General features: G+C 32.0%; 23 protein-coding genes. 15 read left to right on the forward strand and 8 right to left on the reverse strand.

All coding sequences use genetic code 11. The annotated features are described in order from the left end of the window. Nucleotides 1-10 precede the first annotated feature (10 nt). The 4 genes from ACI5KZ_RS02900 to ACI5KZ_RS02915 all read left to right on the forward strand — a co-directional run bounded on the left by ACI5KZ_RS02900 (nt 11) and on the right by ACI5KZ_RS02915 (nt 4,269). A complete protein-coding gene (locus tag ACI5KZ_RS02900; protein ID WP_109309909.1) occupies nt 11-883 on the forward strand; it encodes an N-acetylglucosamine kinase in 873 nt (290 codons plus the stop codon). Next, complete coding sequence (locus tag ACI5KZ_RS02905) at nt 874-1,236, forward strand: methylglyoxal synthase (RefSeq protein WP_109309910.1); 363 nt, start codon at nt 874-876, stop codon at nt 1,234-1,236. The genes ACI5KZ_RS02900 and ACI5KZ_RS02905 overlap by 10 nt, the downstream gene beginning before the upstream one ends. Nucleotides 1,237-1,517: 281 nt before the next feature. After that, on the forward strand, nt 1,518-3,140 hold the full coding sequence (locus ACI5KZ_RS02910) for an arylsulfatase (protein WP_406846841.1): 1,623 nt from the start codon (nt 1,518-1,520) through the stop codon (nt 3,138-3,140). Nucleotides 3,141-3,204: 64 nt separating this feature from the next. Continuing rightward, the gene (locus ACI5KZ_RS02915) at nt 3,205-4,269 is read left to right on the forward strand and encodes an HAD family hydrolase (protein ID WP_406846842.1); all 1,065 of its coding nucleotides are present in this window, start codon (nt 3,205-3,207) and stop codon (nt 4,267-4,269) included. A 57-nt stretch (nt 4,270-4,326) separates the two neighbouring features. Here the strand turns inward: ACI5KZ_RS02915 and ACI5KZ_RS02920 are convergent, their stop codons facing one another. After that, the gene (locus ACI5KZ_RS02920; RefSeq protein ID WP_406846843.1) at nt 4,327-5,367 is read right to left on the reverse strand and encodes a GMP reductase; all 1,041 of its coding nucleotides are present in this window, start codon (nt 5,365-5,367) and stop codon (nt 4,327-4,329) included. A gap of 192 nt (nt 5,368-5,559) precedes the next feature. Between ACI5KZ_RS02920 and ACI5KZ_RS02925 the strand changes: the two genes are divergently transcribed. Then, nucleotides 5,560-7,935, forward strand: coding sequence for a prolyl oligopeptidase family serine peptidase (locus ACI5KZ_RS02925; RefSeq protein ID WP_406846844.1), 2,376 nt, complete (start codon nt 5,560-5,562; stop codon nt 7,933-7,935). Nucleotides 7,936-7,953: 18 nt separating this feature from the next. Here ACI5KZ_RS02925 and ACI5KZ_RS02930 read toward each other — a convergent pair whose 3' ends face one another. Together ACI5KZ_RS02930 and ACI5KZ_RS02935 are read right to left on the reverse strand one after the other, a co-directional pair. Further along, on the reverse strand, nt 7,954-8,334 hold the full coding sequence (locus ACI5KZ_RS02930) for a Rid family detoxifying hydrolase (protein ID WP_109309915.1): 381 nt from the start codon (nt 8,332-8,334) through the stop codon (nt 7,954-7,956). A gap of 2 nt (nt 8,335-8,336) precedes the next feature. Beyond that, the gene (locus ACI5KZ_RS02935) at nt 8,337-11,084 is read right to left on the reverse strand and encodes a putative LPS assembly protein LptD (protein ID WP_406846845.1); all 2,748 of its coding nucleotides are present in this window, start codon (nt 11,082-11,084) and stop codon (nt 8,337-8,339) included. A 109-nt stretch (nt 11,085-11,193) separates the two neighbouring features. On the opposite strand from ACI5KZ_RS02935, the gene ACI5KZ_RS02940 reads away from it, so the two are divergent. The 6 genes from ACI5KZ_RS02940 to ACI5KZ_RS02965 all read left to right on the forward strand — a co-directional run bounded on the left by ACI5KZ_RS02940 (nt 11,194) and on the right by ACI5KZ_RS02965 (nt 16,521). After that, entirely contained in the window at nt 11,194-12,312 is a 1,119-nt protein-coding gene (locus ACI5KZ_RS02940; protein WP_406846846.1) for an N-acetylmuramoyl-L-alanine amidase, read from the forward strand. 55 nt (nt 12,313-12,367) lie between these two features. Next, nucleotides 12,368-13,315 carry an MlaD family protein gene (locus ACI5KZ_RS02945; protein WP_109309918.1) on the forward strand — a complete coding sequence of 316 codons (948 nt, stop codon included), beginning with the start codon at nt 12,368-12,370 and terminating at the stop codon, nt 13,313-13,315. A 15-nt stretch (nt 13,316-13,330) separates the two neighbouring features. Then, nucleotides 13,331-14,644 (forward strand): 4Fe-4S dicluster domain-containing protein, encoded by a 1,314-nt coding sequence (locus ACI5KZ_RS02950; RefSeq protein ID WP_406846847.1) that lies wholly within the window; start codon nt 13,331-13,333, stop codon nt 14,642-14,644. Nucleotides 14,645-14,708: 64 nt separating this feature from the next. After that, nucleotides 14,709-15,155, forward strand: a complete 447-nt coding sequence (locus ACI5KZ_RS02955; protein ID WP_109309920.1) for a phosphoheptose isomerase — start codon at nt 14,709-14,711, stop codon at nt 15,153-15,155. Between the two features lie 89 nt (nt 15,156-15,244). Further along, nucleotides 15,245-16,036 carry a (Fe-S)-binding protein gene (locus ACI5KZ_RS02960; protein WP_406847039.1) on the forward strand — a complete coding sequence of 264 codons (792 nt, stop codon included), beginning with the start codon at nt 15,245-15,247 and terminating at the stop codon, nt 16,034-16,036. Beyond that, on the forward strand, nt 16,036-16,521 hold the full coding sequence (locus tag ACI5KZ_RS02965) for an ABC transporter ATPase (RefSeq protein WP_406846848.1): 486 nt from the start codon (nt 16,036-16,038) through the stop codon (nt 16,519-16,521). The genes ACI5KZ_RS02960 and ACI5KZ_RS02965 overlap by 1 nt, the downstream gene beginning before the upstream one ends. Before the next feature lie 60 nt (nt 16,522-16,581). Here ACI5KZ_RS02965 and ACI5KZ_RS02970 read toward each other — a convergent pair whose 3' ends face one another. Further along, nucleotides 16,582-16,980 carry a helix-turn-helix domain-containing protein gene (locus ACI5KZ_RS02970; protein ID WP_109309922.1) on the reverse strand — a complete coding sequence of 133 codons (399 nt, stop codon included), beginning with the start codon at nt 16,978-16,980 and terminating at the stop codon, nt 16,582-16,584. 301 nt (nt 16,981-17,281) lie between these two features. On the opposite strand from ACI5KZ_RS02970, the gene ACI5KZ_RS02975 reads away from it, so the two are divergent. The 3 genes from ACI5KZ_RS02975 (at nt 17,282) to ACI5KZ_RS02985 (ending at nt 19,571) form a co-directional block, all read left to right on the forward strand. Beyond that, entirely contained in the window at nt 17,282-18,439 is a 1,158-nt protein-coding gene (locus tag ACI5KZ_RS02975) for a M14 family zinc carboxypeptidase (RefSeq protein WP_406846849.1), read from the forward strand. Nucleotides 18,440-18,509: 70 nt separating this feature from the next. After that, the gene (locus ACI5KZ_RS02980) at nt 18,510-18,989 is read left to right on the forward strand and encodes an Lrp/AsnC family transcriptional regulator (protein ID WP_109309924.1); all 480 of its coding nucleotides are present in this window, start codon (nt 18,510-18,512) and stop codon (nt 18,987-18,989) included. A 66-nt stretch (nt 18,990-19,055) separates the two neighbouring features. Continuing rightward, nucleotides 19,056-19,571, forward strand: a complete 516-nt coding sequence (locus ACI5KZ_RS02985; protein ID WP_406846850.1) for a DinB family protein — start codon at nt 19,056-19,058, stop codon at nt 19,569-19,571. Between the two features lie 2 nt (nt 19,572-19,573). Here ACI5KZ_RS02985 and ACI5KZ_RS02990 read toward each other — a convergent pair whose 3' ends face one another. Beyond that, nucleotides 19,574-19,876 (reverse strand): hypothetical protein, encoded by a 303-nt coding sequence (locus ACI5KZ_RS02990; RefSeq protein WP_109309926.1) that lies wholly within the window; start codon nt 19,874-19,876, stop codon nt 19,574-19,576. A gap of 84 nt (nt 19,877-19,960) precedes the next feature. Then, nucleotides 19,961-21,028 carry a 3-dehydroquinate synthase gene (gene aroB, locus ACI5KZ_RS02995; protein ID WP_406846851.1) on the reverse strand — a complete coding sequence of 356 codons (1,068 nt, stop codon included), beginning with the start codon at nt 21,026-21,028 and terminating at the stop codon, nt 19,961-19,963. A 93-nt stretch (nt 21,029-21,121) separates the two neighbouring features. Here aroB and ACI5KZ_RS03000 point away from each other — a divergent pair, with 93 nt between their 5' ends. After that, nucleotides 21,122-22,306, forward strand: coding sequence for a proline dehydrogenase family protein (locus tag ACI5KZ_RS03000; protein WP_109309928.1), 1,185 nt, complete (start codon nt 21,122-21,124; stop codon nt 22,304-22,306). Here the strand turns inward: ACI5KZ_RS03000 and ACI5KZ_RS03005 are convergent, their stop codons facing one another. Together ACI5KZ_RS03005 and ACI5KZ_RS03010 are read right to left on the reverse strand one after the other, a co-directional pair. Beyond that, nucleotides 22,307-24,676 (reverse strand): GumC family protein, encoded by a 2,370-nt coding sequence (locus ACI5KZ_RS03005; RefSeq protein WP_406846852.1) that lies wholly within the window; start codon nt 24,674-24,676, stop codon nt 22,307-22,309. It abuts the gene before it with no gap. 9 nt (nt 24,677-24,685) lie between these two features. Then, nucleotides 24,686-25,474 carry a polysaccharide biosynthesis/export family protein gene (locus ACI5KZ_RS03010; RefSeq protein WP_109309929.1) on the reverse strand — a complete coding sequence of 263 codons (789 nt, stop codon included), beginning with the start codon at nt 25,472-25,474 and terminating at the stop codon, nt 24,686-24,688. Between the last annotated feature and the right edge of the window lie 9 nt (nt 25,475-25,483).

Raw genomic sequence — 25,483 nt, forward strand, 5'->3', positions numbered from 1 at the left:
AATTTAATGTATGATATTAATTGTCGATAGTGGTTCTACAAAAAGCGATTGGATATCTGTTGATGTTCAATCTAATCAACAAGTAGATAAAATACTTACCAAAGGACTGAATCCAACAATAATAAAAGAAACTGAAATTTTAAAGATTTTAAATGAGAGTTCAGAATTAATGACTTTAAAATCTCAAGTATCTCATGTGTTTTTTTACGGAGCAGGTTGTGGTACTGAAAAACCCAGACAATTATTGAACACGATCTTGCAAAACTTTTTTTCTAATGCTTATGTAGAAGTAAAAGAAGATACATTTGCAGCTGTAAGAGCAACAATTAATTTTGAAAATGAAGCTGCAGTAGTCTGTATTTTAGGTACTGGTTCTAACTGTAGTTTTTTCGATGGAACTCATTTAAAACAACGTGTTACCTCATTAGGCTATTCTATAATGGATGATGCAGCTGGAAATTATTATGGCAAGCAATTATTACGAGATTATTTTTTTAACCACATGCCCGAAAATTTGAAAGCATTATTTCAAATAAAATATAACGTTGATGCAGATAACATTAAATTCAACCTTTATAAACAACCACACCCGAACGCTTATTTAGCATCTTTTGCTGAATTTATGTTTTCAAATAGTGATTCAGAATACATTAAAAACCTCTTAAAAAAAGGACTACGCGAATTTTCAAAAAATATGATTTTACAATTTCCTGAAGAAATAAAAACCGTTCCTGTTCATTTTGCAGGTTCCATAGCGCATTTTTCTAAAGAAGAAATTTTTGAGGTTGCAAAAGAATTTAATTTTAAAGTAGGAAATATTGTAAGGCGTCCTATAGATGGGCTTGTAACATATCATATGAAACAATTAGGATCATGGAAATAGCAATTATAGCTCACGATGGAAAGAAAGCTGAAATGGTTCAGTTTTTAAATGAACATAAAGAAGTACTACTTCAAAAAAGCATCTCATTGGTTTCTACAGGAACTACTGGCAAAAAAGTTAAAAAAGCAGGTTTTGAAGTAATGAGATTGCTTTCTGGACCTTTGGGAGGTGATGCGCAAATTGCAGCTCGAGTAGCTGAAGGAAAATGCCATATGGTCTTGTTTTTTAGAGATCCACTTGAAAAACACCCACACGAACCAGATGTTTTAATGCTCATGCGTTTATGTGATGTTCACGATGTGCCATTGGCTACCAATCCTGCTACAGCTGAATTATTAATGAAAGGACTGTAAGCGCTACAACTTAAACAAAAGTGTTATGTGTTTTAAAGTAAAGTTCTGAGTTAAATTTTAATTTTGTAAGAAAATTGCCTCTTTTAAGCTCTGTATTTTTTTTTTTTTTAAATTTGTATATATTTAGGTAACTAATAAACAAACTTAGTTTAAATTACTGACCACTAATAGATTATTACTTCTCAAATCATAATCTATTAAAATTTAAATTGGAACTATGTTTTTATATTAAATCACCTATTTACTTTATCACTATCAATTTTAACTTAATAATTTTAACCATGAAAAACACAAAAACGTTATCATTAATCATGATAGGACTGTTTTGCCTATCATTTTCTGTGACATTTGCACAGAAAAACAGTAAAAGACCAACAAAACCCAACATCATTATGTTAGTTTCTGATGATACAGGTTGGGGAGATTTAGGAGTCTATGGAGGAGGTGTAGGTAGAGGGATGCCTACCCCAAATTTAGACAAAGTAGCAAAAGAGGGTATGCAATTTTGGTCATTTTATGGACAACCAAGTTGTACTCCAGGAAGAGCTGCTATGCAAACAGGTAGAATCCCAAACCGTTCTGGTATGACCACGGTTGCCTTTCAAGGACAAGGTGGAGGACTTCCAGCAGCAGAATGGACACTAGCTTCTGTACTAAAAAAAGCAGATTATAACACGTATTTTTCTGGAAAATGGCATTTAGGTGAAGATGATTATGCCATGCCAACTGCACAAGGATATGATATTATGCAAAATGTGGTTTTATATCACTTAAATGCATATACTTATGCATTCCCTTCTTGGAATCCAGAAATGTCTCCAGAAATGGCAGCTTTCTTCCAAAAAGTAACTAAAGGTATTTTAGAAGGAGAAGCTGGTAAGCCGGTTAGAGAAATTTCTAAAGTTACTACAGAGAACATAGCGGAATTAGACATGAATATGACTGAAAACGTTTTAAAACAAATGGATATTTATGCAAAAGATAATAAACCATTTTTTATGAGCATAAACTTTGCGAAAAACCATCAGCCAAATTTACCTTCAAAGCAATTTGCAGGAAAATCTCCAGCTAAAAGTAAATATGCAGATTGCGTTGTTGAGATGGATTATAACGTAGGGCGTATCATGGATAAAATAAGAGAATTAGGGATTGAAGAAAATACTTTGGTTGTTTACACTGTAGATAATGGAGCTTGGCAGGATGTATATCCAGATGCTGGTTACACACCTTTTAGAGGGTCTAAAGGTACAGATAGAGAAGGTGGTAGCCTTGTTCCAGCATTAGCATGGTGGCCAGGACAAATTAAAGCAGGTTCTGATAATCATGATATTGTTGGTGGTTTAGACTATATGGCAACCTTTGCATCTTTAGCAGGAATAGAATTACCAACTAAAGATAGAGATGGCGTACCTATGGTTTTTGATAGTTATGATATGTCTAACATTTTGTTTGATGAAGGGAAACCATTACGTAGAAAATGGTTCTACTTTACAGAGGCAGAATTAAGCCCAGGTGCTGTACGTGTAGATAGATGGAAAGCTGTTTTCAATACACGTGGAGATAATGGTGCACAAGCAGGAAGTGATATGCCTGGTCAACAATTAGGTTGGAGAGGAGACCAAACCTATGTAGCAACTGTACCTGCTATATATGATTTATGGGCAGACCCACAAGAACGTTACGATATTTTTATGACTAGTTTTACAGAAAAAACATGGACCTTACCTATTTTTAGTAAAGCTACACAAGACTTAATGAAAACCTATGTAGAATATCCACCACGTCCATTACAAAGTGAAACATTCACAGGTCCTCTAGAAATTAAACAATTTAGAGATATTCAAAAAGCTAAAATATTATTGAAAGAAAAAGGGATTGTAATTCCTAAATTAGAAGGAGAATAAACTTTATATACTGAATAACAAAAGGGTGCATTCTGCACCCTTTTATTTCTATAAAACGAATTCGATGAAAAAAATAAACAAATCAATTTATTACTTTTCTGTTCTTACTATCCTAATCGCTTTTACATCTTGTAAAGAACAAACAAATGCAGAAGAGTCTGTGGTTTCTAACACAGTGCAACCAGCAGAAATTAAAGATCCTCTACCTTCTTGGAATGAAGGGAAAACAAAACAAGCAATCGTTAGTTTTGTAAATGCTGTTACTGATAAAAATAGTGCAGATTATGTATTGCCAAAAGACAGAATAGCAACTTTTGATAATGACGGAACCTTATGGGCTGAACAACCTGTTTATGCACAATTGCTTTTTGCTTTTGATAGAATTAAAACATTAGCTCCTGAACATCCAGAATGGAAAAACAAACAACCTTTTAAAGCCGTTTTAGAAAATGATCAAAAAACATTGATGGAATCTGGTGAGAAAGGAATATTAGAAATTGTAGCAATTACACATGCTGGTATGTCTACAAATGATTTTGAAACTATAGTAAACAATTGGATTACTGTAGCTAAACAACCTGACCCTAGATTTAAAGATAGACTATTTACTGAAATGATTTATCAACCAATGCTTGAATTATTGGATTATTTAAGAGTTAATGATTTTGAAGTCTTTATAGTTTCAGGAGGAGGAATTGAATTTATGCGTCCTTGGACTGAGAAAGTTTATGGAGTTCCAACACAAAATGTAGTTGGAAGTAGTGTTCAAGTTGCTTATGATTATAATGATGGGGAGCCAGTTCTCAAGAGAATAGCAAAAGTTGATTTTATTGACGACAAAGTTGGAAAGCCTGTTGGAATCAATTCGCATATTGGTAAAAAACCAATTCTTGCTTTTGGAAACTCAACAGGAGACCAGCAAATGTTAGAATGGAGTCAAAGTAAAGGAACAAAAACCTTCCAAGGATTGGTGCACCATACAGATGCAGATAGAGAATGGGCTTACGGTCCAGACTCTCATATTGGAACCTTTTCTGATGAATTAATGAAAAAAGCAGATTCTAGTGGTTGGCACGTAGTTGATATGAAAACTGAATGGAAAGTTGTTTTTCCATCTGATTTAAAATAAATAATGCCAATTAATTGAAAACAAAAAGGTTTAACTTTTTAGTAAAGTTAAACCTTTTTATATCGTATAAATTTTGTTTTCTTGCTCTGCAACACGAATAAAAGTCGTGCGCTTGGTCAATTCTTTTAAGCGTTGAGCACCTACATAAGTGCAAGTACTTCTTAATCCTCCTAATATATCTTGTAACGTAACTTCAACATCACCTTTATAAGGAACTTCAACTGTTTTACCTTCGCTTGCTCTATATTCTGCAACACCACCAACATGCTTGTCCATTGCAGTTTCAGAGCTCATGCCATAAAACTGTTTATAGATTTGTCCTCCACGTTCAATGGTTTCTCCACCACTTTCATTATGTCCAGCAAACATGCCTCCAAGCATCACAAAATCGGCTCCAGCACCAAAAGCTTTAGCAACATCTCCAGGTGTCGTACAGCCACCATCACTAATTATTTGACCGCCTAATCCATGAGCTGCATCAGCACATTCAATAATGGCTGATAATTGTGGATAACCAACGCCTGTTTTAACACGTGTTGTACATACAGAACCTGGTCCAATACCAACTTTAACAATGTCTGCTCCAGATAATAGAAGCTCTTCAACCATTTCGCCAGTAACCACATTTCCTGCGATAATTGTTTTATCAAGGTATTGCTCTCTTGTACGCTGAACAAAACTCACAAAATGCTCTGAATAGCCATTAGCTACATCGATACATATAAATTTTAATAGTGGATGTAATTTAAAAATATCGGCTAATTTTTTTAAGTCTTGTTTGCCTGTTCCAGTACTTACGGCAATATAATCTATTATGTTTTTAGGAGCATTTTGTAAAAAATGTTCCCATTCTGATATAGAATAATGTTTGTGTATTGCTGTAAATAATTTGTTCTTCGATAAGGCTAAAGCCATATCGAAAGTTCCAACTGTATCCATATTTGCTGCCATAATTGGAATGCCATGCCATTGCAAATCACTATTTAGAAATTTAAAGTCTCGTTCTAAATTTACTTGAGATCTGCTTTTTAAAGTCGATCGTTTTGGTCTAATCATCACGTCTTTAAAGCCTAATTTAATGTCTTGTTCTATGCGCATCTTTGGAAGATATTTGTTTTCTATCAAAAATACACGTTCTTAGAAAATTCATCATGAGAAATTGGAAATTTAAAGTGTGTTTTATTAACAATTGTTTAAAGAATAAAAACTCTTAAAAATAGTTTAGGTTTGAATTTCATAAAGAGAAAGAGTAACTTCGTTTCCTTATTATTTGCAATAATTATATGTGTTATGAAGCTAAGAAAAGTCCTAATGTTTTTCAGTATATGTCTCTTGAACCAGTTCAGTATAGCTCAAATAAATAATGTTTCTGAATTAACTATTAAAGAGATTATGCAAGGTTCCAACTTTATTGGTCATTTACCATCAAATGTTAGTTGGTCCAATAACAATGAATGCATTTATTTTAATTGGAATCCAGATTCGGATTTAAACGACTCGCTTTATGCGTATAATTTAAAAAATGATAAAATTACTAAAGTAGATTTTGAAACAGAATATGGTTTGCCTGCTTCAAAAGTGATTTTTAATAAAGATGAAACTAAAAAGATATATACTAAACATGGTGATGTTTTTATTGAGGATGTAACTACAAATTCAGTAATACAAATTACCAATACCTTGGATTATGAAGGAAACGTTCATTTTACAGATTTTGACTCGCAAGTGGCTTATGTTAAAGATAAAAATATTTATAAATGGAATTTAAAAAATGGAACAACAACACAAATCACAAATTTTTTAAATAAAGAGAAAAAAGAAAAAGAAAGAACCGATAAGGATGAATGGCTTAACAACGATCAATTAGAATTATTCGATATTTTAAGAGAACGAAAAGAGAAAAATGATATACGTGATACATTATTGAAGCGCTTTGATGTAAAAAAACCATTAAAAATCTATTTAGATGGGACATCGATTTTAAATCAGCAAATGAGTCCAGATGGCAATTATGTGACATACTTAACGGCTAAACGACCTAAAAATAAAAAGACTATCATGCCACATTATGTTACAGAATCTGGCTATACAGAAGATGAGAACACACGATCTAAAGTAGGAGATGAGCAGACAGAATATAGCATGTATGTATACGATATTGCCAATAGAAAAACCTATCCTGTTGTTTTAGATAATTTGGAGGGCTTAGATTATATTCCGGAATACACCAAAGATTATCCCGACAGACCTTATGCAAACGAAAATCGTATTGGTTATATCTCAGGGCCTACTTGGAGTCCAGATGGGAAATTTCCTGTTTTAGATATTATAGCAAACGATTATAAGGACCGTTGGATTGTATTATTAAATGTAAAAGAGGGAACGATTGAAAACATTGATCATCAGCATGACGAAGCTTGGATTGCAGGACCAGGAATAGGTGGTTATGGTGGTGGAGAATTAGGTTGGATGCCAGATAACAAGTCTATTTGGTACATGTCTGAGAAAACAGGTTACTCGCATATATATACAATGAATGTGAGGACAAAGCAAGTTAAAGCCCTTACAGAAGGAGCATTTGAAATATACCATCCACAGATTTCTAAAAATCAAAAACATTGGTATTTTATTGCAAATAAAAATCATCTTGGTGACCGTCAGTTTTATAGTATGCCTATACATGGAGGAAAATTCACTGCTCTAACAAATAAAATAGGTAAAAATGATGTCACGCTTTCACCAGACGAAACGCAAATGGCTATTTTGTATTCTTATTCAAACAAACCTACAGAATTGTATGTGCAAGAAAATCCGATGTTTGCTTCAAAAGAAGCAACACCAAAACAAATAACACATTCTACTACAACAGCTTTTAACGACTATTCTTGGAAAGATCCCGAAATAATCACTTTTAAAGCTGACGATGGTGCCAAAGTTCATGCCAGATTATATCAGCCAAAAACAGATGTTAAAAACAAAGCAGCTGTCATTTTTGTTCATGGAGCAGGTTATTTGCAAAATGCCCACAAATGGTGGAGTAGTTATTATAGAGAATACATGTTCCATAATCTGTTAGTGGATAATGGTTATACCGTTTTGGATATAGATTATCGTGGAAGTGCAGGATACGGAAGAGATTGGAGAACAGGGATCTACAGGCACATGGGAGGAAAAGATTTATCAGACCAAGTGGATGGCACCGAGTATTTAATGAGTGAATATGGAATAGATAAAGATAAAATAGGTATTTATGGAGGTTCTTATGGAGGTTTTATAACCCTTATGGCTATGTTTAACGAACCTGAAACGTTTAAAGCTGGAGCTGCAATTCGTTCTGTTGGAGATTGGGCAGCTTATAATCATGGTTATACAGCAAGAATTTTAAATACACCAGTAACCGATAGTTTGGCGTACAGGAGGAGTTCTCCTATTTATTTTGCCGATGGTTTACAAGGCGATTTATTAATCTTACATGGTATGATTGACGATAATGTTCATTTTCAAGATATGGTTCGTTTGTCTCAACGATTAATTGAATTGGGGAAAGAAAACTGGGAAATGGCTGTTTACCCCATGGAACGTCATGGTTTTGTAGAACCTAGTAGTTGGACAGACGAGTACCTTAGAATCTATAAATTATTTGAAGAAAGCTTATTAGGTAAGTAGTTTTTTTATGGAAGAACCTTACTTTGAAGCCATCATACTAATTTCAACATTAACAAATTTTGGTAGATTGGCAACTTCAACGGTTTCTCTAGCTGGAGCAGTTGTTTCGTTAAAATAAGTAGCATATACCTCATTTATTTCAGCGAAGTTGTGCATATCGCTTATAAAAATAGATGTTTTAAATACATTTTCAAACGTCATGTCTGCTGCTTTTAATACGGCTTTCATGTTTTCCATTACTTGTTTGGTTTCCGTTTTAATATCATCTAAAACCAATTCCATAGTTATCGGGTTTAAAGCTATTTGTCCAGACGTGTATAAAACATTATTGATTAATATGGCCTGGTTATAAGGTCCAATTGGAGCAGGAGCATGTGGCGTGTTGATTATTTTTTTCATAATTAAAATTGCTTATCAGGTTGTCTTCGTTTATCGTATTTAAGATCTTTAAGCAAGTTAGATTTAATTCCAATAAAGAAATTCCATGAACTTCTGTCGCTAAAAGGAATCCAATTAAAACTCATTCTCCAACTTAATAAATCTCTTTCAAAACGTAACGATGTATAAGAAAAACCTTTGTTTTTAAAATCATATCCCGAAGAAGCCCCAACTTTCCATCGTGGTGATAATTCAACATCTCCAGAAAACATTAATGAGTGTGATGAAATTTCGTCTTCGCGTCTAGCGTTTGTATAGTTAACGGCATAGGCTAGGCGTAAACTCCAGGGAATTACAGTGGTATACAAATCGCTAGGAGTTTTCTCTTCCTCATCGTCTTCGTAAAAACTGGAGTTGGCAAAATCTTGAGATCTACCAAATAAATCGTCGGCACGACCACCACTTCTTAGAGTTTCTGCTTGACTTTCTTCAGTTTCTCTTCCTGTAAATGTGGAGTTAGAAATGGTATAATTCATGGTCACATTAGCACTTGTTAGTCTAAAGATACTTCCACCATTATCTACATTCCATGTATTAATTAAATTGTTGTTATTATCTAAAGCATATGGGTTTAAAGAAGCACCAAAATTTACCGACATTTTATCTTTAAGTAATTGTGTGCTTCCGGTAATTCTTAGGTCACTCCAGTTTAAGGAATCTGCAGCAATATTGTAACCTGCATTAAAATTAAGATTGTCTAATAGCTTAATTTTTCTGGGTTCTGTAGCAGCAGAATCTTTGTCTCGCACTTTCATTTCTATGTTATTTCCTAAAGAAAATCCAACGGTATTCGAGAAGTTTTGATTAGGAGAACCATAAAGAGAGCCTTCAAATTTAGAGTATTCAACTTCTTCGATTGTTGTTCCATCTGCACTTACAACTTCATAAGTGTTGTAATATTGATCGAAAGACGGGTTTATGGTATAGCTTATAGAAGGTCTCATAACATGCCTAAGTGCTTTTATTTTTTTGTCTTCACCTTCTTTTTCAAAGTTAAACATCCCGTAAAGTGTGGTTCCTATACTAGCATTAAAATTATATGTTCTATAAGCAGCAAATCCATTATTAACTTCTGTAATAACAGTTTTATCTTCTTCATTATAATACTTGTTAACAGTTTCGAAGGCCCAAGTTTCACTGTAATTTGTTCCTGCACTCAAGCTTAAATATTTTAAGACTTTAAAATTAGTAGTAAGAGGGATACTATGGTTTACACCCATTTTAGCATCGTCCCACATTTCCTTTTTAAAAAATAAAGAATCTGTTGTGTCAATTCTATTTTCACCTCTAATATTATACTGAAAGTTTATGTTTTCAATAATCCCTTTCTTAGAACCTATTTTTGGTTCAAAAGGATATATTCTACTAACACTTGCCTGTATCGTAGGCAATGTCATATTAATGCTTTCAGTATTGGTGTTTTGCGAATGTGTAGCAGCAACACTCATATTTACTTGGGGCTCTCCTTGAAATGTTTTTGAATAAGAAACAGAAGATGCCATGGTATTATTTAAAAAACTTGGTGAATTGACCTGATTAATTGAGGTTTGGTAATACTTACTACTTCCTAAGTTTACAGAAGCAGAGAATCTGGAATTAGGACTAGATTTTACATCTTGGCTATGCGACCAACGTATATTATATATGGTCGTTTTTGAATAATCTGGAAACCCACGTTCACTACTTATTAAATTTTCATATCTAAAACCAAAATCACCAGCAAACTTATAACGTACAGCATAATTACTTTCAAAACGCAACCCATAACTTCCATTGGTATAATAATCTCCTAAAACAGCTAGATCTAAGTAATCGCTAATAGCAAAGTAATAACCACCGTTTTGTAAAAAATACCCACGACTACTTTGTTCTCCAAAACTAGGAATAAGCACTCCTGATGTTTGTTTTTTTGTTAATGGAAAAAAGCCGAAAGGCAACCCAATAGGTGTAGGAACATCGGCAATAACCATATTTGTTAATCCTACAACAATTTTCTTATTTGGAACTAATTTGATTTTGTTTGCCTGAAAGTAATATTCTGGATTCTCAATATTTGTGGAGGTTGTAAACCTACCTTTAGAAAGAAAAACAACCGAATCGTTTTCTTTTTTTGTAATTGGCGCATAGATCTGCATGCCTTGTTGCTCCGTTTTAGAATTGAAAATGAGCGCTTTTTCAGTTTTAAAATTAAAACGAATGGAGTCAGGTTCTACCAAATTATCTCCTTGTTTAAAAGATGGGTTTTGACTATAATTACCAAGAGAATCCTTAATACGTCCAGCATAAACTTCGTTTTTTGAATAGTCTATTACAATAATCCCAGCCTTTAGTTCCATATCTTCATAGTAAACTTCGGCTTCGTTATATAAATATAGTTTCTGTTCTTTATTGTTGAAAGATTGGTAATCTTTAGCTTTATAAGTAACTGTGGCAGATAAGAGTTCAGGTTTTGGTATTACAGAATCTTGTAAGGTAGAATCTTGCCCGATTTCTGAAAGCTCTATTTTTTCAAGGTTGTTTACATTAACTGTAACGCTATCGTTGCTTTTATTAGTAGGAACTTTTCCTCCAGAATTTGGAATATCTTGAGCGAAGCCAGAAGTGTTGATAAACACTGTAAAACTTAAGGCAAAAAGTATGTAAAAGTTGTTTGTACGCAACGCTTTTAAATGTATTTTTGTAAAAGTATGGCTCGGTTTTTGAATTGCCAAAATTACATATATTTTTTGTGATTAATTTAATATTAACGAAAATTCGAAAATTAAACTTGAACATCACTAAAGTAGGTAATAATCCTGCCAAAAAGCTGTTATTCTAAATATGAAAACGAAATCTGTATTATATATATTATCAATCATGTTTGTTTTATCACTTACAAACATGGTTTCACTTTATGCGCAAGATGCTTCAAATAAATTCATTGTGGTTCTTGATGCAGGTCATGGAGGAAAAGATCCTGGAAAACCATCGAAAGAAGGCTATAAAGAAAAAGACATAGCGCTAAAAATTGTTTTAGAAGTTGGAAAAGAACTAGAAAAAAATCCAGACATAAAAGTTGTTTATACTAGAACAAAAGATGTCTTTGTTGACTTATTTGTAAGAGGAAAAATTGCGAATGAAGCCAAAGCAGATTTGTTTGTATCCGTACATTGTAATGCTCACCATACACAGGCTTATGGCTCTGAAACTTATGTCTTAGGAATCCATAGAAATGATACTAATTTTAATGTAGCTAAGGCAGAGAACGAAGTTATTTACTTAGAAGATGATTACGAAAAAAATTACGATGGATTTAATCCAGATTCTCCAGGTTCTTATATAGGTTTAACACTCATGCAAGAAGAGTATTTAGATCAAAGTATTTTATTAGCTAGTTTGGTTCAAAATAACTTTACAAATATATTAAAACGCAAGAATAGAGGAGTTAAACAGGCTGGATTTATAGTTTTACATCAAACTATTATGCCAAGTATTCTTATTGAAGCAGGTTTTATTACAAACAAAAATGAAGGGGCTTATTTAAATTCTAAAAAAGGACAACATGAAATCTCTACTGCCATTAAAAATGCTGTTTTAGATTATAAAAAAGCCATCTATCAGAATATTGATGATTTTGTTTATCAGGAATCAGAAACTCAAATGACAGAAGATGCAGAACCTGACGAAATTTATAATAATATTGTATTTAAAGTGCAAATAGCTGCTAGTTCTAAAGAAATTGAATTAAAACCTTATAATTTTAAAGGCTTGGAAGATATTTCAAGAGATAAAATAAATGGGTTGTACAAATATTATTATGGTTATACCTCTAATTATTCTAAAATTAAAAACTTTCAAACCTATGCAAAAACTAAGGGTTACATCTCTAGTTTTATTGTAGCCTATAAAGACGGAGAGATTATACCTTTAGACGAAGCCTTAAAATCAACAGCAAATTAGAGTCATTCTTTATAAATTTATTTCTAATTTTGTTTAGTAACTAAATAAAATCAATTTGAAACTATCAAGAGAAGTCAAAACAGCCATATTAGTCATTCTTGGAATTGTATTTTTAATTTTTGGAATCAATTACTTAAATGGTAAAAATTTACTGAATTCTACAAAAACGTTTTATACAGAATTTGATTATAACGCCTTAACAACAGCATCTCCTGTAACCATAAAAGGCAATAATGTGGGAAAAATTAATGACATTATTTATGTTATTGAAACAGGTAAAACACGTGTGTCATTTACTGTAAACGACGAATTAAAATTTTCGAAAAACAGTATTATTAGACTCTATCCTTTAGGGCTTTTGGATGGTAATGGACTTGCTATTATTCCTGCTGAAGACAACCAATTTGCGGAAGATGGAGATGTTTTACAATCAGAAGTAGAGCAAGGACTAATTAAAGGTTTATCCGATAATTTCTCAGGAATAGGAGACGATTTAGGAAGTACTTTAAAATCAGCAGATTCTCTGTTATTAAACTTAAATGGTTTAGTAGAAGATGAGTCTGAAGAAGGCTTAAAGCACGCAATTAAAGAACTAAATGCCACCTTATCTTCGTTTAAAACCTTGTCAGGTTCATTCAATAATTTGATAGCAAAAAATCAAGATAGCTTAACTGCTGTTATTAGTAATTTTAGTACAGTTAGCAAAAACCTTGCATCTCTATCTGAAGATTTAAAAGATGTTGAAGTCTCTAAAACTGTTGCAACACTTGATGAAACCTTACAAAATGTCAATGCACTTTTGGCTGATTTAGATAAAGGTGAAGGTTCTTTAGGAAAATTACTTAAAGACGATAAACTATATAATAATCTGGAAATCGCATCTATGCAATTAAGAGAATTACTTCAAGATGTTAAATTGAATCCAAAACGCTATGTTAATGTGTCGGTTTTTGGAGGAAAGAATAAAGACGATTACGAAAAGCCAGAAGACGAAAGACAATAACCAACCCAACCACTTATGAACTATATTCCAAACATATTATTTGCTATAGCTCTTATTGCAGGCTTTGGATACTTTGCCAAAAATGTAAAAACTCTAATTAGAAACATTAAGTTAGGTCAAGATGTTGATGTTAGTGATAATAAGAGTCAGCGATGGAAAAACATGACTAGAATTGCTTTAGGTCAAAGCAAAATGGTTAAAAGACCTATTGCTGGTATCCTGCATGTGGTTGTTTATGTAGGTTTTATAATTATTAATATTGAAGTTTTAGAAATTATTATCGATGGGCTTTTTGGAACACATCGTATATTTTTAAGCATTTTACCAGAATCGATTTACGGTTTTTTAATCGGTAGCTTTGAAGTTTTAGCAATTTTAGTATTTATTTCTGTAACGATTTTTTGGATAAGAAGAAATATTATTAAAATTCAACGTTTCTGGAAAAGTGAAATGACCAGTTGGCCAAAGAACGATGCCAATTACATATTGTATTTCGAAATGGTATTAATGGCACTGTTTTTAATCATGAATGCAACAGATGTTCATTTTCAATCTCTAAATTCAGGGAATATTATCAGTCAATATATATCACCTTGGTTTAGTGGATTACCAGAAACATCCATTCACGTAATAGAGCGTACTGCTTGGTGGTTTCATATTTTGGGGATTTTAGTGTTCCTGAATTATTTATATTTCTCGAAGCATTTACACATTCTTTTAGCATTTCCAAATACCTATTATGGAAAAGTGAAACCTAAAGGGCAATTAAACAATCTGGAATCTGTAACCAAAGAAGTAAAAATGATGATGGATCCAAATGTCGATCCATTTGCAGCACCAGCTGAAGGCGCAGAAACTGAAATACCAGCAAAATTTGGAGCTAGCGATGTTCAAGATTTATCCTGGGTTCAATTATTAAATGCTTATACATGCACAGAATGCGGTCGTTGTACCAGCGAGTGCCCAGCCAATTTAACAGGAAAAAAATTGTCTCCTCGTAAAATCATGATGGATACCAGAGACAGGTTAGAAGAAGTTGGTAAAAACATGGATGCTAACAATGGCGAATTTAAAGATGATGGAAAACAATTATTAGGAGATTATATAACTGCTGAAGAACTTTGGGCATGTACCACGTGTAATGCTTGTGTTGAAGCTTGTCCTGTTAGTATCGATCCTTTGTCAATAATCATAGAAATGAGACGCTATTTAGTAATGGAGCAAAGTGCTGCTCCAGTAGAACTTAATAATATGATGACAAATATTGAAAATAATGGAGCTCCTTGGCCTTACAACCAGATGGACAGATTAAACTGGAAAGATGAGTAAGTTACCCAAGTTCTAAACAAAAATAATTTAAATTAAAATATACCTGCATTCGTAGGCATTTAGTATGAAAAGAGAAGACGCAGACAAATTATTACACGAAAAAGTAGAAGCAGGAGAAAAGGTAAGTCCGATTTTACCTGATGAAGTTAAAAATTATTTGATTGATATAGATGGAACGATCACAGACGATATTCCAAATGAAGAACCAGAAAGAATGGCGACCTGTGAACCTTATTTAGATGCTTTGGCAACTTGTAACAAGTGGTTTGAAGAAGGACATTTAATTTGCTTTTTTACATCAAGAACCGAAGATCACCGAGAGGTAACAATCAATTGGCTTAATAAGCATGGTTTTAAATTTCATAGTTTATTAATGGGGAAGCCAAGAGGAGGGAACTACCATTGGATAGATAATCATTTAGTGAAAGCGACTAGGTATAAAGGAAAATTTACCGATTTAGTAGATAAAAAAGTGACCATTCAAGTTTTTGATGATGGTCAGCATGAATAACAAATTCACTTACTTATCTCTTTGAGATATAGAAGGCTGAAAACATGGGGTTTAGCGTAGCTAACCTCAAAATTAAAGCATACAATAACATGAGCGAACAACTTAAAGTGCCAACTATGGCGCAATGTATGGCCGAAGGCAGACAACCAGACATTTTGTTTTGGGTAGGAGCAGCTGGAAGTTACGACGATAGAGCAAAAAAAATAACTAAGGCTTTTGTGAAAATTCTTAATAAAGCAAATGTCGATTTTGCTGTTTTAGGTACAGAAGAAAGTTCAACAGGCGATGTAGCTAAACGTGCTGGAAACGAGTTCTTGTTTCAAATGCAAGCTGTTACAAACATTGAGGTTCTGAATGCCTATGAGGTGAAGCATATTGTTACTGCTTGTCCGCATTCATTTAACACCTTAAAAAACGAATATCCAGAACTAGGTGGACACTATCAAGTGCAACATCATACAGAATTTATTAACGAGCTTATAAAATCTGGAAAATTAAGCATTGGAAGTTCTTCTCAATTTACAGGAAAACGCATTACTTTTCACGACCCTTGCTATTTAGGTCGTGCAAATGATGTTTATGAAGCACCAAGAGAGTTGTTAAAAACTTTAGGTGTCGAATTGGTTGAAATGAAACGCAATAGAAACTCGGCACTATGTTGTGGAGCTGGAGGTGCACAAATGTTCAAGGAGCCAGAAAAAGGCGATAAAGATATTAATGTACTTAGAACCGAAGATGCCTTAGAAACAAAACCAAATATTATTGCTACTGGCTGTCCTTACTGTAATACCATGATGACAGATGGTGTAAAAGCAAAAGAAAAAGAAGACAGTATTCAGGTATTGGATATTGCTGAATTAATTGCAAACTCTCAAGAATAATGTTAGTAGATTTTAATACGTTACCTGAAGAATCAAAAGTTTGGATTTATCAGTGTAATCGATCATTTTCAGATGAAGAACTTAAGGAGCTAGAGTCCAAGTTGGATCTGTTTATTGAAAACTGGACGGCTCATGGAAGCGATTTACAAGCAGGCTATAAAATAGTTTACAAGCGTTTTATAGTTATTGGGCTAAATCATCAGGCTGGAGCTGCTACAGGTTGTTCAATTGATGCGTCTGTACATTTTATCCAACAATTAGAGAAAGACTATCAAGTGGATTTATTAGATAAAATGAATGTGTCTTACAAGCAAGGGGACTTTATTGCTTATAAAACCTTATCAGATTTTAAGAAAATGGCTAAAGATAGAGCCGTGTCTAAAAACACCATTGTGTTCAATAATTTGGTTGTAAACATTGCAGAATTCAATGAAAATTGGGAAGTTCCTGCTAGCGATAGTTGGCACAGCCGATTTATAAAATAATTTTTTCTGAAATAACGCATATTTACAAAGCCTGAATTTTTATTCAGGCTTTTGTTATTTTTAGAATTCTTCGAAGTTTTTAAAACTGCCATCCGAATAAAAAATAACAATTCGTTCTATAGATTTTTCATTAGAACTCTTTTTTTCTGTTTGATTTTTATCGGATACAACATTTTCTGTCATTGGTTCCGAGATGTTTTTTTCAACTGGAATCTTTACTTGTAATTTTTCATTAGATGGAAATTCTCCTTTTCCATTTAACAACCAATACAATTCAACTTCGGGAAAAGAGGAGAGTACTTTTAAAACAAAATCCAAACTAGGTTTATTTCTTCCAGATAGAATATGCGAAATACTTGAACGTTGAACACCAATTTTTTCAGCGAAAGATGAGGCGCTTTCATTGTAATAATCTATGACTTTTTGGAGTCTCTTAGAGAAATCTTTAGTGTTTATCATTGTAAACTATAAATAGGTCGTTTTCTATTTACAAATGTAACAAATATAATGATAGTCTAAGTGTTTACATTTTAAAACTTCAAATTATACTGCAATTAATGCTTTATTTAATGTATCACAAAAAGCTGAAATAGAACTATATAGAGATAAATTATATATTTTGTTAAAATTTCACTAAAAAGCTATATACACATTTGTATAAATACATGAAAATTGTTTAGATATGTAAACATAAAGGCATGATTCTTTTGTTTACAATTGTAAATTGTTAATTGTTTACATTTGTATCAAACAATATTTAATGACTTCAGAATTTTTAAAAAACGTGTTCGATTCTTATAAAGAAAATCATCTTAAAAATCGATACATTCAGAATGAACATATCCAGCCTTTGCTTGATAAAATTAAAAGTGTTTTAGAGGTAAAAAAAATTGGAACATCGGTTTTAGGGAAACCAATTCATATTATAAAAATTGGAACTGGGTCCAAAAAAATATTAATGTGGTCTCAAATGCATGGTAACGAAAGCACAACTACCAAAGCTATTTTTGATATTTGTAATGTATTTGCATATCATTCTAATGGAGTTATAGGGCAGATACTTAAAAACTGTACAATTCAGATTATTCCCATATTAAATCCTGATGGTGCAGAGCGTTATACAAGACAAAATGCAAACGATATAGATTTAAATAGAGATGCAAAAAATCTATCTCAACCAGAAAGCAAGATTCTAAGAAATGTGTTTGATGATTTTAAACCTGATTTTTGTTTTAATTTGCATGGACAACGTACCATATTTGGTGTAGGTAACACAGGGAACTCTGCAGTACTATCATTTTTATCTCCAGCTCAAGATGTGGCATGTACAGTTACTCGAACTCGTAAAAAAGCTATGGAGATTATTTCTGTTATGAATACTTTGTTGCAAGCTCAAATTCCAAATCAAATCGGTCTTTATGATGATGCTTATAATGAAAACTGTGTTGGAGACACGTTTCAAGCCTTAAATTGTCCAACAATATTGTTTGAAGCTGGACACTATGAAAACGATTATAGTAGAGAAATAACAAGGTTTTATATGTTTGAGGCTATTATGTCTAGCCTTGATTATATTTCTAAAAGTGATGTATTGGGAGATTGTTATGAGTCTTATTTGTCGATTCCTGAGAATGATAAAAATTTTCTTGATATTATTATTAGACAGGCAAGTGTGAATTTGAACGGTAAAAAAACAATAGATATTGGAATACAATATGCCGAAACTTTAGTAGGTGGAGATGTTAAATTTATACCAACAGTTGAAAAAATAGGTGACTTAAATCATTTAAATGGGCATCGAAATATTATTGCTAAAAATAAAGAGTTTTCGTTACTTGATCTTTCTGCTTTATCTGAAGGAATGGTTGTGGAATCTATTTTCTTAAATACTATTGAATATTCATTAAAATTAACATAACCTTATATTTTAATAGAGAAAATTCAGCATTATTGTATTATTTTTGCTTTTTATATAAAAAATACTAAAAATGGGGAAATTTAAGTTAGATGATGTGGATCATCAAATTTTAGACATGTTAATAGATAATACAAGAGTTCCTTTTACAGATATAGCTAAAAAACTAGACATTTCTGCAGGAACGGTTCATGTAAGAGTTAAAAAAATGGAAGAAGGAGGGATTATTAAAGGGTCTTCTTTAACTCTTGATTATATGAAGTTAGGATACTCTTTTATTGCTTATGTTGGCATATTTCTGCAAAACACTTCACAAACCAAGTTTGTTTTAGAACGCATAAACGATATTCCTTTTGTTACTGTTGCTCATATTACAACTGGAAAATTTAATATATTTTGCAAAATTAGAGCTAAACATACAGAGCATGCCAAGGATATTATCTTTATGCTTGACGATATTGATGGTGTATATAGAACAGAAACAATGATTTCATTAGAAGAAAGTATTAACGATAAAAAACGTTTGATGCATTCTATATTTAATGAAATGTAAAAACAGCTAGAAATATTATAAAAACCTCTTTATTTAAAAGGGGTTTTTTGGTTAAAATCAAATATTATGAATGCTTCTCAAATTTTAGAAACTGAATATGCTCCATTTTATGCAAATTATATTAATAAATCAGGGAGTGAAGGGCTTATTTCTGGTCTAGAATCTAGTTTAAAGGAGGTTCTTGCGTTTTTTAATTCAATTCCAGAAGATAAGCTAGGGTTTAGTTATGATGTTGGCAAATGGACTATAAAAGATATTATGCAGCATTTAATTGATTCCGAACGTGTTTTTGCATACAGAGCATTGCGTTTTGCAAGACAAGACAAAACACCTTTGCCTGGATTTGAAGAAAACGCTTATGCACAAACAGCACAAGCAAATAGTAAGAGTAGAGAAGACTTGTTGAATGAGTACCAGCTGGTTAGAGGATCTTCAATAATGTTGTTTAAAAGTTTTAATAATGATATTTTGAAGTTAATTGGGTCTGCTAGTAATAGTGATATGTCTGTTCGAGCCATTGGATTTGTCATAGTTGGTCATGAAAAACACCATATAGACATTATAAAATCTCGTTATTTATAAAGTTACTCTTCTTCATCTTTATAAGATTCTTCCTTAATGTCGTCGTTAATAATCACATGTCCTAAGTCGTCGACTTCAGCTTCATCAATCCCATCAAAATTTGTCATGCTGTAATGTAATTTACTGCTTACTTTAACAAGGTATATGCTGTCTTTAGTACGAACCTCTACGGCCTCAATGATTTCATTTTTATGATTTTCGAACGTAATTACATCGTCATCGTTATAACCATCTGGGAATTTATCGGTCAATAACTTGAGGAGTTTTGGTGTAAGCTTTTTATAATCAACAATAATTCTTTTCATTACTAAAGGATTTTAAATTAATAAATAGCATTTACATTTTACTCTAGCAATTTTTATAAAGTTACAAATTATTTTAACGGGTTGTTAAGAATTGTAATAATTGAATGCTTCAATAATTAGATTATTTTCAACCTGACAATTTATTTTTGTTTCTCCAATTGTTTTCAACAGCACAAAATTAATTTTACCATGCTCGTTTTTTTTGTCAAATTTTAAAAGCTCAATAATAGGGTGGAAGTCTTCTTTTTGAATAATCGGTTTGCCAAATATTTGTGTAATAGTTTCTTTTATGTTTTTGCAATCTTGCTTCGGGAAATCTATTAATTTAGTAGAAATATATGTTGCTAAAACCATACCTATAGCAATAGCTTCTCCATGTAATAGAGGGGTTTTGCTTGTATGACTTAAATAATAGGATTCAATTGCGTGACCTAGTGTGTGTCCATAATTTAAAGTCTTTCTAAGATTGTTTTCAAAAGGATCTTTCTCAACGATGGTTTTTTTTATTTCAACAGATTCGTAAATTAATTTATCTAGCGTTTCTAGGTTTAGATTGTTAATAGATTGAAATTTATTCCAATAAGCCTCGTCATAAATTAAACCATGCTTTAACATTTCAGCCAGACCAGAACGCATGTGATTTTCAGGTAATGTGTTTAAAAAGGAGGTGTCAATTAACACCATTTCACCAGCATTAATAACTCCTATTTGATTCTTTAAATGTCCGAGATCCACGCCGTTTTTACCTCCAATAGAAGCATCTACCATGGCTAGCAAAGTTGTTGGTATATTAATAAAAGTAATGCCTCGTTTAAAGGTAGACGCGACAAAGCCTCCTAAGTCTGTAATAACGCCTCCACCAAGATTTAATAACAAGCTTTTTTTATCAGCTTCTAATTCTGATAATGCATTCCAAACGCCAGAACAGGTTTCGATGTTTTTATGTATTTCTCCAGACTCAATTTCAATAATTTCAATGTTTAAATCTGTTTCAAGATGAGCTAAAAACATAGGTAAGCAATGTTCATGAGTATTTTCGTCTACTAGGATGAATATTTTTGAATACTTAATCTTGCTCAAATGCAAATTTATTGCTTGGTAACAATTTGAATTAAAGTGAATTGAGTAGTCTGAAGTTGTAATTGAATTCATGTCTGTTTTAAGAATAATGAAGTGTGAAAATTAGAGATTTTTTTATAAATAAGTAGAAATACTATAATTATATTTGTGAATAATTTTTTCAACATGTCTAAAGAACAATTTTTTGATAATACAGAAGTTGCTTTTTCATTAAAAAGTAACTCCGAACTTAATAGAGCTTATCTTTTATTTAAAATGATTTCTTACGAACCACTAGTAAAGGTGGGAAAGACATTGAGTAATTTTGCTATTAAAGCAAATTTACCTGTAGATAGTGTAATAAGAGCAACTGTTTTCGATCATTTTTGTGGAGGAATTAACGAAAAAGATTGTTTACCTGTTATTGATGCTATGTTTGAAAAGGGTGTTAGTTCTGTGTTAGATTTTTCGGTAGAAGGAAAAGAGGAGGAATCTTTTTTCGATGCGGCAATGGAAAAAACACTAGAGATTATTAATTTTTCTGAAAAGAAAGAAGCAATGCCAATTGCCGTATTTAAACCAACAGGATTTGGTAAGCCAAGCTTATACACAAAAAAAGGGGAAGGAAAACCGTTTACAGCAGATGAACAAGAGCAATGGAATCGTGTTGTAACAAGATATAATAAGGTATGTAAGTTGGCAAAAGAAAAGGATGTTGAACTATTGATTGATGCTGAGGAGAGCTGGATGCAACAAGCAGTGGATGATTTGGTATCTGAAATGATGCAAAAATATAATACAGAGAAGGCTGTTGTGTATAATACATTACAAATGTATAGACACGATAGAATGGCTTTTTTAGAAGCAGAACACAAGCATGCTAAAGCGAATGGGTATTATTTAGGGTATAAAATTGTTCGTGGTGCTTATATGGAAAAAGAAAATGAACGTGCATTGAAGAAAGGCTACCCAACCCCAATATGCGAAAGTAAAGTTGCTACAGATGAGAATTTCAATGCTTCAGCCAAGTATATTTTAGAACATTTAGATGTTATTTCTCTTTTTGCAGGAACACACAACGAAATGAGTAGTTATATTATTTTAGACCTTATGAAAGATAAAGGCATAGCTAAAAATGATAATCGTGTATGGTTTGGTCAATTATATGGTATGAGTGACCATATAAGCTTCAATTTAGCAAATCGTGGTTATAATGTAGCTAAATACGTCCCTTTTGGTCCTGTGAAAGACGTATTGCCATACTTAATTCGTAGAGCTGAAGAAAACACTTCGGTAGCTGGACAAACAGGAAGAGAACTCATGTTGCTATCTAAAGAAAAAACACGTAGAAAAAACGCTAAGAATAATTAGTTAAGAGAACTTCCACCATTTCTTTTTGTGAGGATTTGTTCCGTAACCATAACCATAGCCAGTTCCTTTTTTGTGGTTGACACTATTTAATAGAATAGTCATGTTTGGCAACCTTTTTTCAGTGTACATGCGTTCGGCTAACTCTAATTGTTTTTTAGTGATATAATTAGCTTTGGCTACATATATAAACAAGTCAGCAAATTTACTAATTAGTAAGGTGTCGGTTACCAAACCAACAGCAGCAGTATCTACAATTATATAATCGTATTTGTCTGAAGCATAATCCAATAGTTCTTTCACGCGATTGCTCATAAGTAATTCAGCTGGATTAGGAGGGATGGTACCAGATGGTATCACGTCTAAAAACATATTATCTTTAAAATTAAAGATTACTTCTTTGATTTGGGTTTTAGTGTTTCCTATATAATTTGTAAGTCCAAAATTATTTTTAACACCTAAATAACTAGTAGCTTTTGGAACTCTAATATCAGTTTCAATAAGCAAGACTTTCTTTTCTGAAAAAGAAATCGACGATGCTAAATTTATAGCAGTATGAGATTTTCCTTCTTTACTGGTAGTGGAAGTAACAAAGATGATTTTTGCACGATCTTCAATATTTTGAAGCATAAATTCTAAATTTGTTCTTACCATTCTAAAAGCTTCAGCTTTAGGGGAATAGTCTACTTTAGATATTAATTGTTTGTTTTTTCCAGATTTTGGAATATCTCCAATAAATGGAATAGTAACCACGCTTTTCACATCGTTAATATTATGAACTTTATCATCTAATAAATTTAAAAGATAAATAAATCCGATAGGGAAACTAAATCCTAGAATTAACGCAGCTAAAATGATGATTGGTTTTTTAGGAGCAACTGGCAATGCAGAAGCATAAGCATGATCTATAATTTTAGCGTTTGGAGAGGATACACCATGTGTAATGGCAGCTTCTTCTCGTTTTTCTAATAGATATAAATACAAGGATTCTTTAATGTCTTGTTGGCGTTTTATATCTCTAAATTGCCTTTGTTTTCTTGGCGCAGAATAGATTTGCGAACTAATTCTATTGCTTTCTGCAACTAGCGTATTGTATGTAATTTCGTTAGTAGCTTTAATGCTATTTAAACTCTGTGCTAGATTGGTTTTAAGTTGGTTGATTTGATTGGTTAAATTAACGACTGTTGGATTTTTTTCACTCGAATTTTTTAAAAGTCTATTTTTCTCTAAAACCAATTCGTTGTATTGTTTGGTTAATTGTCCAACAGAATTATCTGAAATACCAATATTTGATGGTAATAACTCAGTTTCAGTATTATCCTGAGTTATATGTTGATTCATGTAATCAATTAGTTGAATTTGATTGGCTGTATTTATTAATTTTGCCTCATTTTCTTTTTCATTTTGTAGTGAAAGTGTTGATTGTGTAGCTAAATCTGTTAATTTATTGTTTTTTTGAAGCGCTTCAGCATTAGAATCCACATTCCCTAATTCTGAAGTAACAACTTCAAGTCTGTTGTTTATAAAATCTGAAGTTGCATCTACAACAAGTTGTTTGTCGCGTTGTACATCTTCGTTATATTTTTCGATAAGCTTGTCAATAAATAAACGAGCCTTAATAGCAACATTATCATTTATAGTTAATTTTAAAATGCTGGACATTTCTTGGTGTTCTATAAGTAATCTTTTTTTGTAATTAGATACAATACCATTAATAGGGGAGATCTTAATTTTAATATTTGCTCCAATTTTTGTTGAAGATTCTCCAATTCTTGGTGTGATAATGATATCGCCAAAACTTGTTGTAATACTTTCACCAAAAGCGTATTCTGTTCCAGAATCGTCTAATTCTTTCTCTTCTTGCTTACTAAAAGATATTTTTTCACTAAAATTGATACCTTTTAAAATAAATTTATTTGCAGATTGTATGCGAATATTAAAAGTAGTATCTATTTTATGTATGATAGAGTCCGTTGCGCTGAAGGTAATGTTTAAAGGAGGGTTCTTGTATTCTTCACGAGCTTTAATACGACCTTCTACAAAATATTGAATATTAAATTTTAAATCTTTAATAACTTCTTCAATAATAATTCTAGATTTAATGGCTTCAATTTCATCTAAAACATTGGTGTTATCTGTTTTAAACAGACCATAATTTTGTAAGGTTGATATTTCCGGAAGTTTGTTATTAGATTTCTCGTCTTTTATTTTAATTTTTGCAGAAGCCTGGTATTGGTAGTCTGTATAACGTAAATAAACAAAAGCACAAGCTAAGGCTACAATAACACAAAAAACAATAAATTTCCACTTGTGCAAATAAGGACTTATTAATTCTTTGAAATCGATTTTTTGATTCATATTTTTTGTACTCATTAGCTAAAGTTATTTTACTAAAATGGCTGCTATGGTCGCTAAAGTACCAACAGCAGAAATAATTATTACATAATTTTGATTATATGAAGCCGATCGAATTTTAGCTGGATTTGGTTCGACATAAATAACATCGTTTTGTTCTAAATAAAAGTTAGGCGAATTTACAACGTTTATAGATGTTAAATCGAACTTTGTAAATCGTTTAACGCCATCTTGTTCTCTAATTAAAAAAACATTTTCTCTTTTCCCATGGATTGTTAAATCGCCAGCAAGTCCAATAGCTTCTAATAAAGATATTTTTTCATCTTCAATGGTATATGTTCCAGGACCATTGACTTCCCCTAAAACTGTTACTGTAAAATTAGTTAATCTAATGTTAATAATAGGGTCTTTAACATAATCAGAGATCCGTTCTTTTAAATATAGTGTTAATTGAGCTCTTGTTAGGCCGCCAACTTTAATTGGACCTAAAACTGGAAAGTCAATATTCCCCTCTTTATCTACAATATACGTTTGCATTTTTATATTTCCTTGAACATTTAAGGTGGTTGTACTATTAGTGATAACAGGTAAGTTGAAGGGTCTTACTGTATCAGGATCTAGTGCAGAAACGTTAATGGTAAGTAAGTCGTTTGGTTTATAAACTATTTCGGTATTAATTTCTAAAGAATTTAAACTGCTAAGTGGTTCATCTTGAAAGTATATAATCTCTTTACTTGAAGTACATGATGAAAAGGAGATAATTATAGTTACTATAATTATTTTTAGATATATCTGCTTAATTTGTTTTACTTTCATACTTAAAGT

Source organism: Xanthomarina sp. GH4-25, from assembly GCF_045363175.1.
Classification (GTDB): domain Bacteria; phylum Bacteroidota; class Bacteroidia; order Flavobacteriales; family Flavobacteriaceae; genus Xanthomarina.

Coding starts and splice junctions, on each gene's coding strand:
- ACI5KZ_RS02955 (WP_109309920.1), top strand. CDS start 14,709: ATGAAAAGAGAAGACGCAGACAAATTATTACACGAAAAAGTAGAAGCA.
- ACI5KZ_RS02920 (WP_406846843.1), bottom strand. CDS start 5,367: ATGCGCATAGAACAAGACATTAAATTAGGCTTTAAAGACGTGATGATT.
- ACI5KZ_RS02925 (WP_406846844.1), top strand. CDS start 5,560: ATGAAGCTAAGAAAAGTCCTAATGTTTTTCAGTATATGTCTCTTGAAC.
- ACI5KZ_RS02940 (WP_406846846.1), top strand. CDS start 11,194: ATGAAAACGAAATCTGTATTATATATATTATCAATCATGTTTGTTTTA.
- ACI5KZ_RS02960 (WP_406847039.1), top strand. CDS start 15,245: ATGAGCGAACAACTTAAAGTGCCAACTATGGCGCAATGTATGGCCGAA.
- ACI5KZ_RS02990 (WP_109309926.1), bottom strand. CDS start 19,876: ATGAAAAGAATTATTGTTGATTATAAAAAGCTTACACCAAAACTCCTC.
- ACI5KZ_RS02900 (WP_109309909.1), top strand. CDS start 11: ATGATATTAATTGTCGATAGTGGTTCTACAAAAAGCGATTGGATATCT.
- ACI5KZ_RS02985 (WP_406846850.1), top strand. CDS start 19,056: ATGAATGCTTCTCAAATTTTAGAAACTGAATATGCTCCATTTTATGCA.
- ACI5KZ_RS03010 (WP_109309929.1), bottom strand. CDS start 25,474: ATGAAAGTAAAACAAATTAAGCAGATATATCTAAAAATAATTATAGTA.
- ACI5KZ_RS03000 (WP_109309928.1), top strand. CDS start 21,122: ATGTCTAAAGAACAATTTTTTGATAATACAGAAGTTGCTTTTTCATTA.
- ACI5KZ_RS02970 (WP_109309922.1), bottom strand. CDS start 16,980: ATGATAAACACTAAAGATTTCTCTAAGAGACTCCAAAAAGTCATAGAT.
- ACI5KZ_RS02910 (WP_406846841.1), top strand. CDS start 1,518: ATGAAAAACACAAAAACGTTATCATTAATCATGATAGGACTGTTTTGC.
- ACI5KZ_RS02980 (WP_109309924.1), top strand. CDS start 18,510: ATGGGGAAATTTAAGTTAGATGATGTGGATCATCAAATTTTAGACATG.
- aroB (WP_406846851.1), bottom strand. CDS start 21,028: ATGAATTCAATTACAACTTCAGACTACTCAATTCACTTTAATTCAAAT.
- ACI5KZ_RS02905 (WP_109309910.1), top strand. CDS start 874: ATGGAAATAGCAATTATAGCTCACGATGGAAAGAAAGCTGAAATGGTT.
- ACI5KZ_RS02950 (WP_406846847.1), top strand. CDS start 13,331: ATGAACTATATTCCAAACATATTATTTGCTATAGCTCTTATTGCAGGC.
- ACI5KZ_RS03005 (WP_406846852.1), bottom strand. CDS start 24,676: ATGAGTACAAAAAATATGAATCAAAAAATCGATTTCAAAGAATTAATA.
- ACI5KZ_RS02965 (WP_406846848.1), top strand. CDS start 16,036: ATGTTAGTAGATTTTAATACGTTACCTGAAGAATCAAAAGTTTGGATT.
- ACI5KZ_RS02930 (WP_109309915.1), bottom strand. CDS start 8,334: ATGAAAAAAATAATCAACACGCCACATGCTCCTGCTCCAATTGGACCT.
- ACI5KZ_RS02975 (WP_406846849.1), top strand. CDS start 17,282: ATGACTTCAGAATTTTTAAAAAACGTGTTCGATTCTTATAAAGAAAAT.
- ACI5KZ_RS02915 (WP_406846842.1), top strand. CDS start 3,205: ATGAAAAAAATAAACAAATCAATTTATTACTTTTCTGTTCTTACTATC.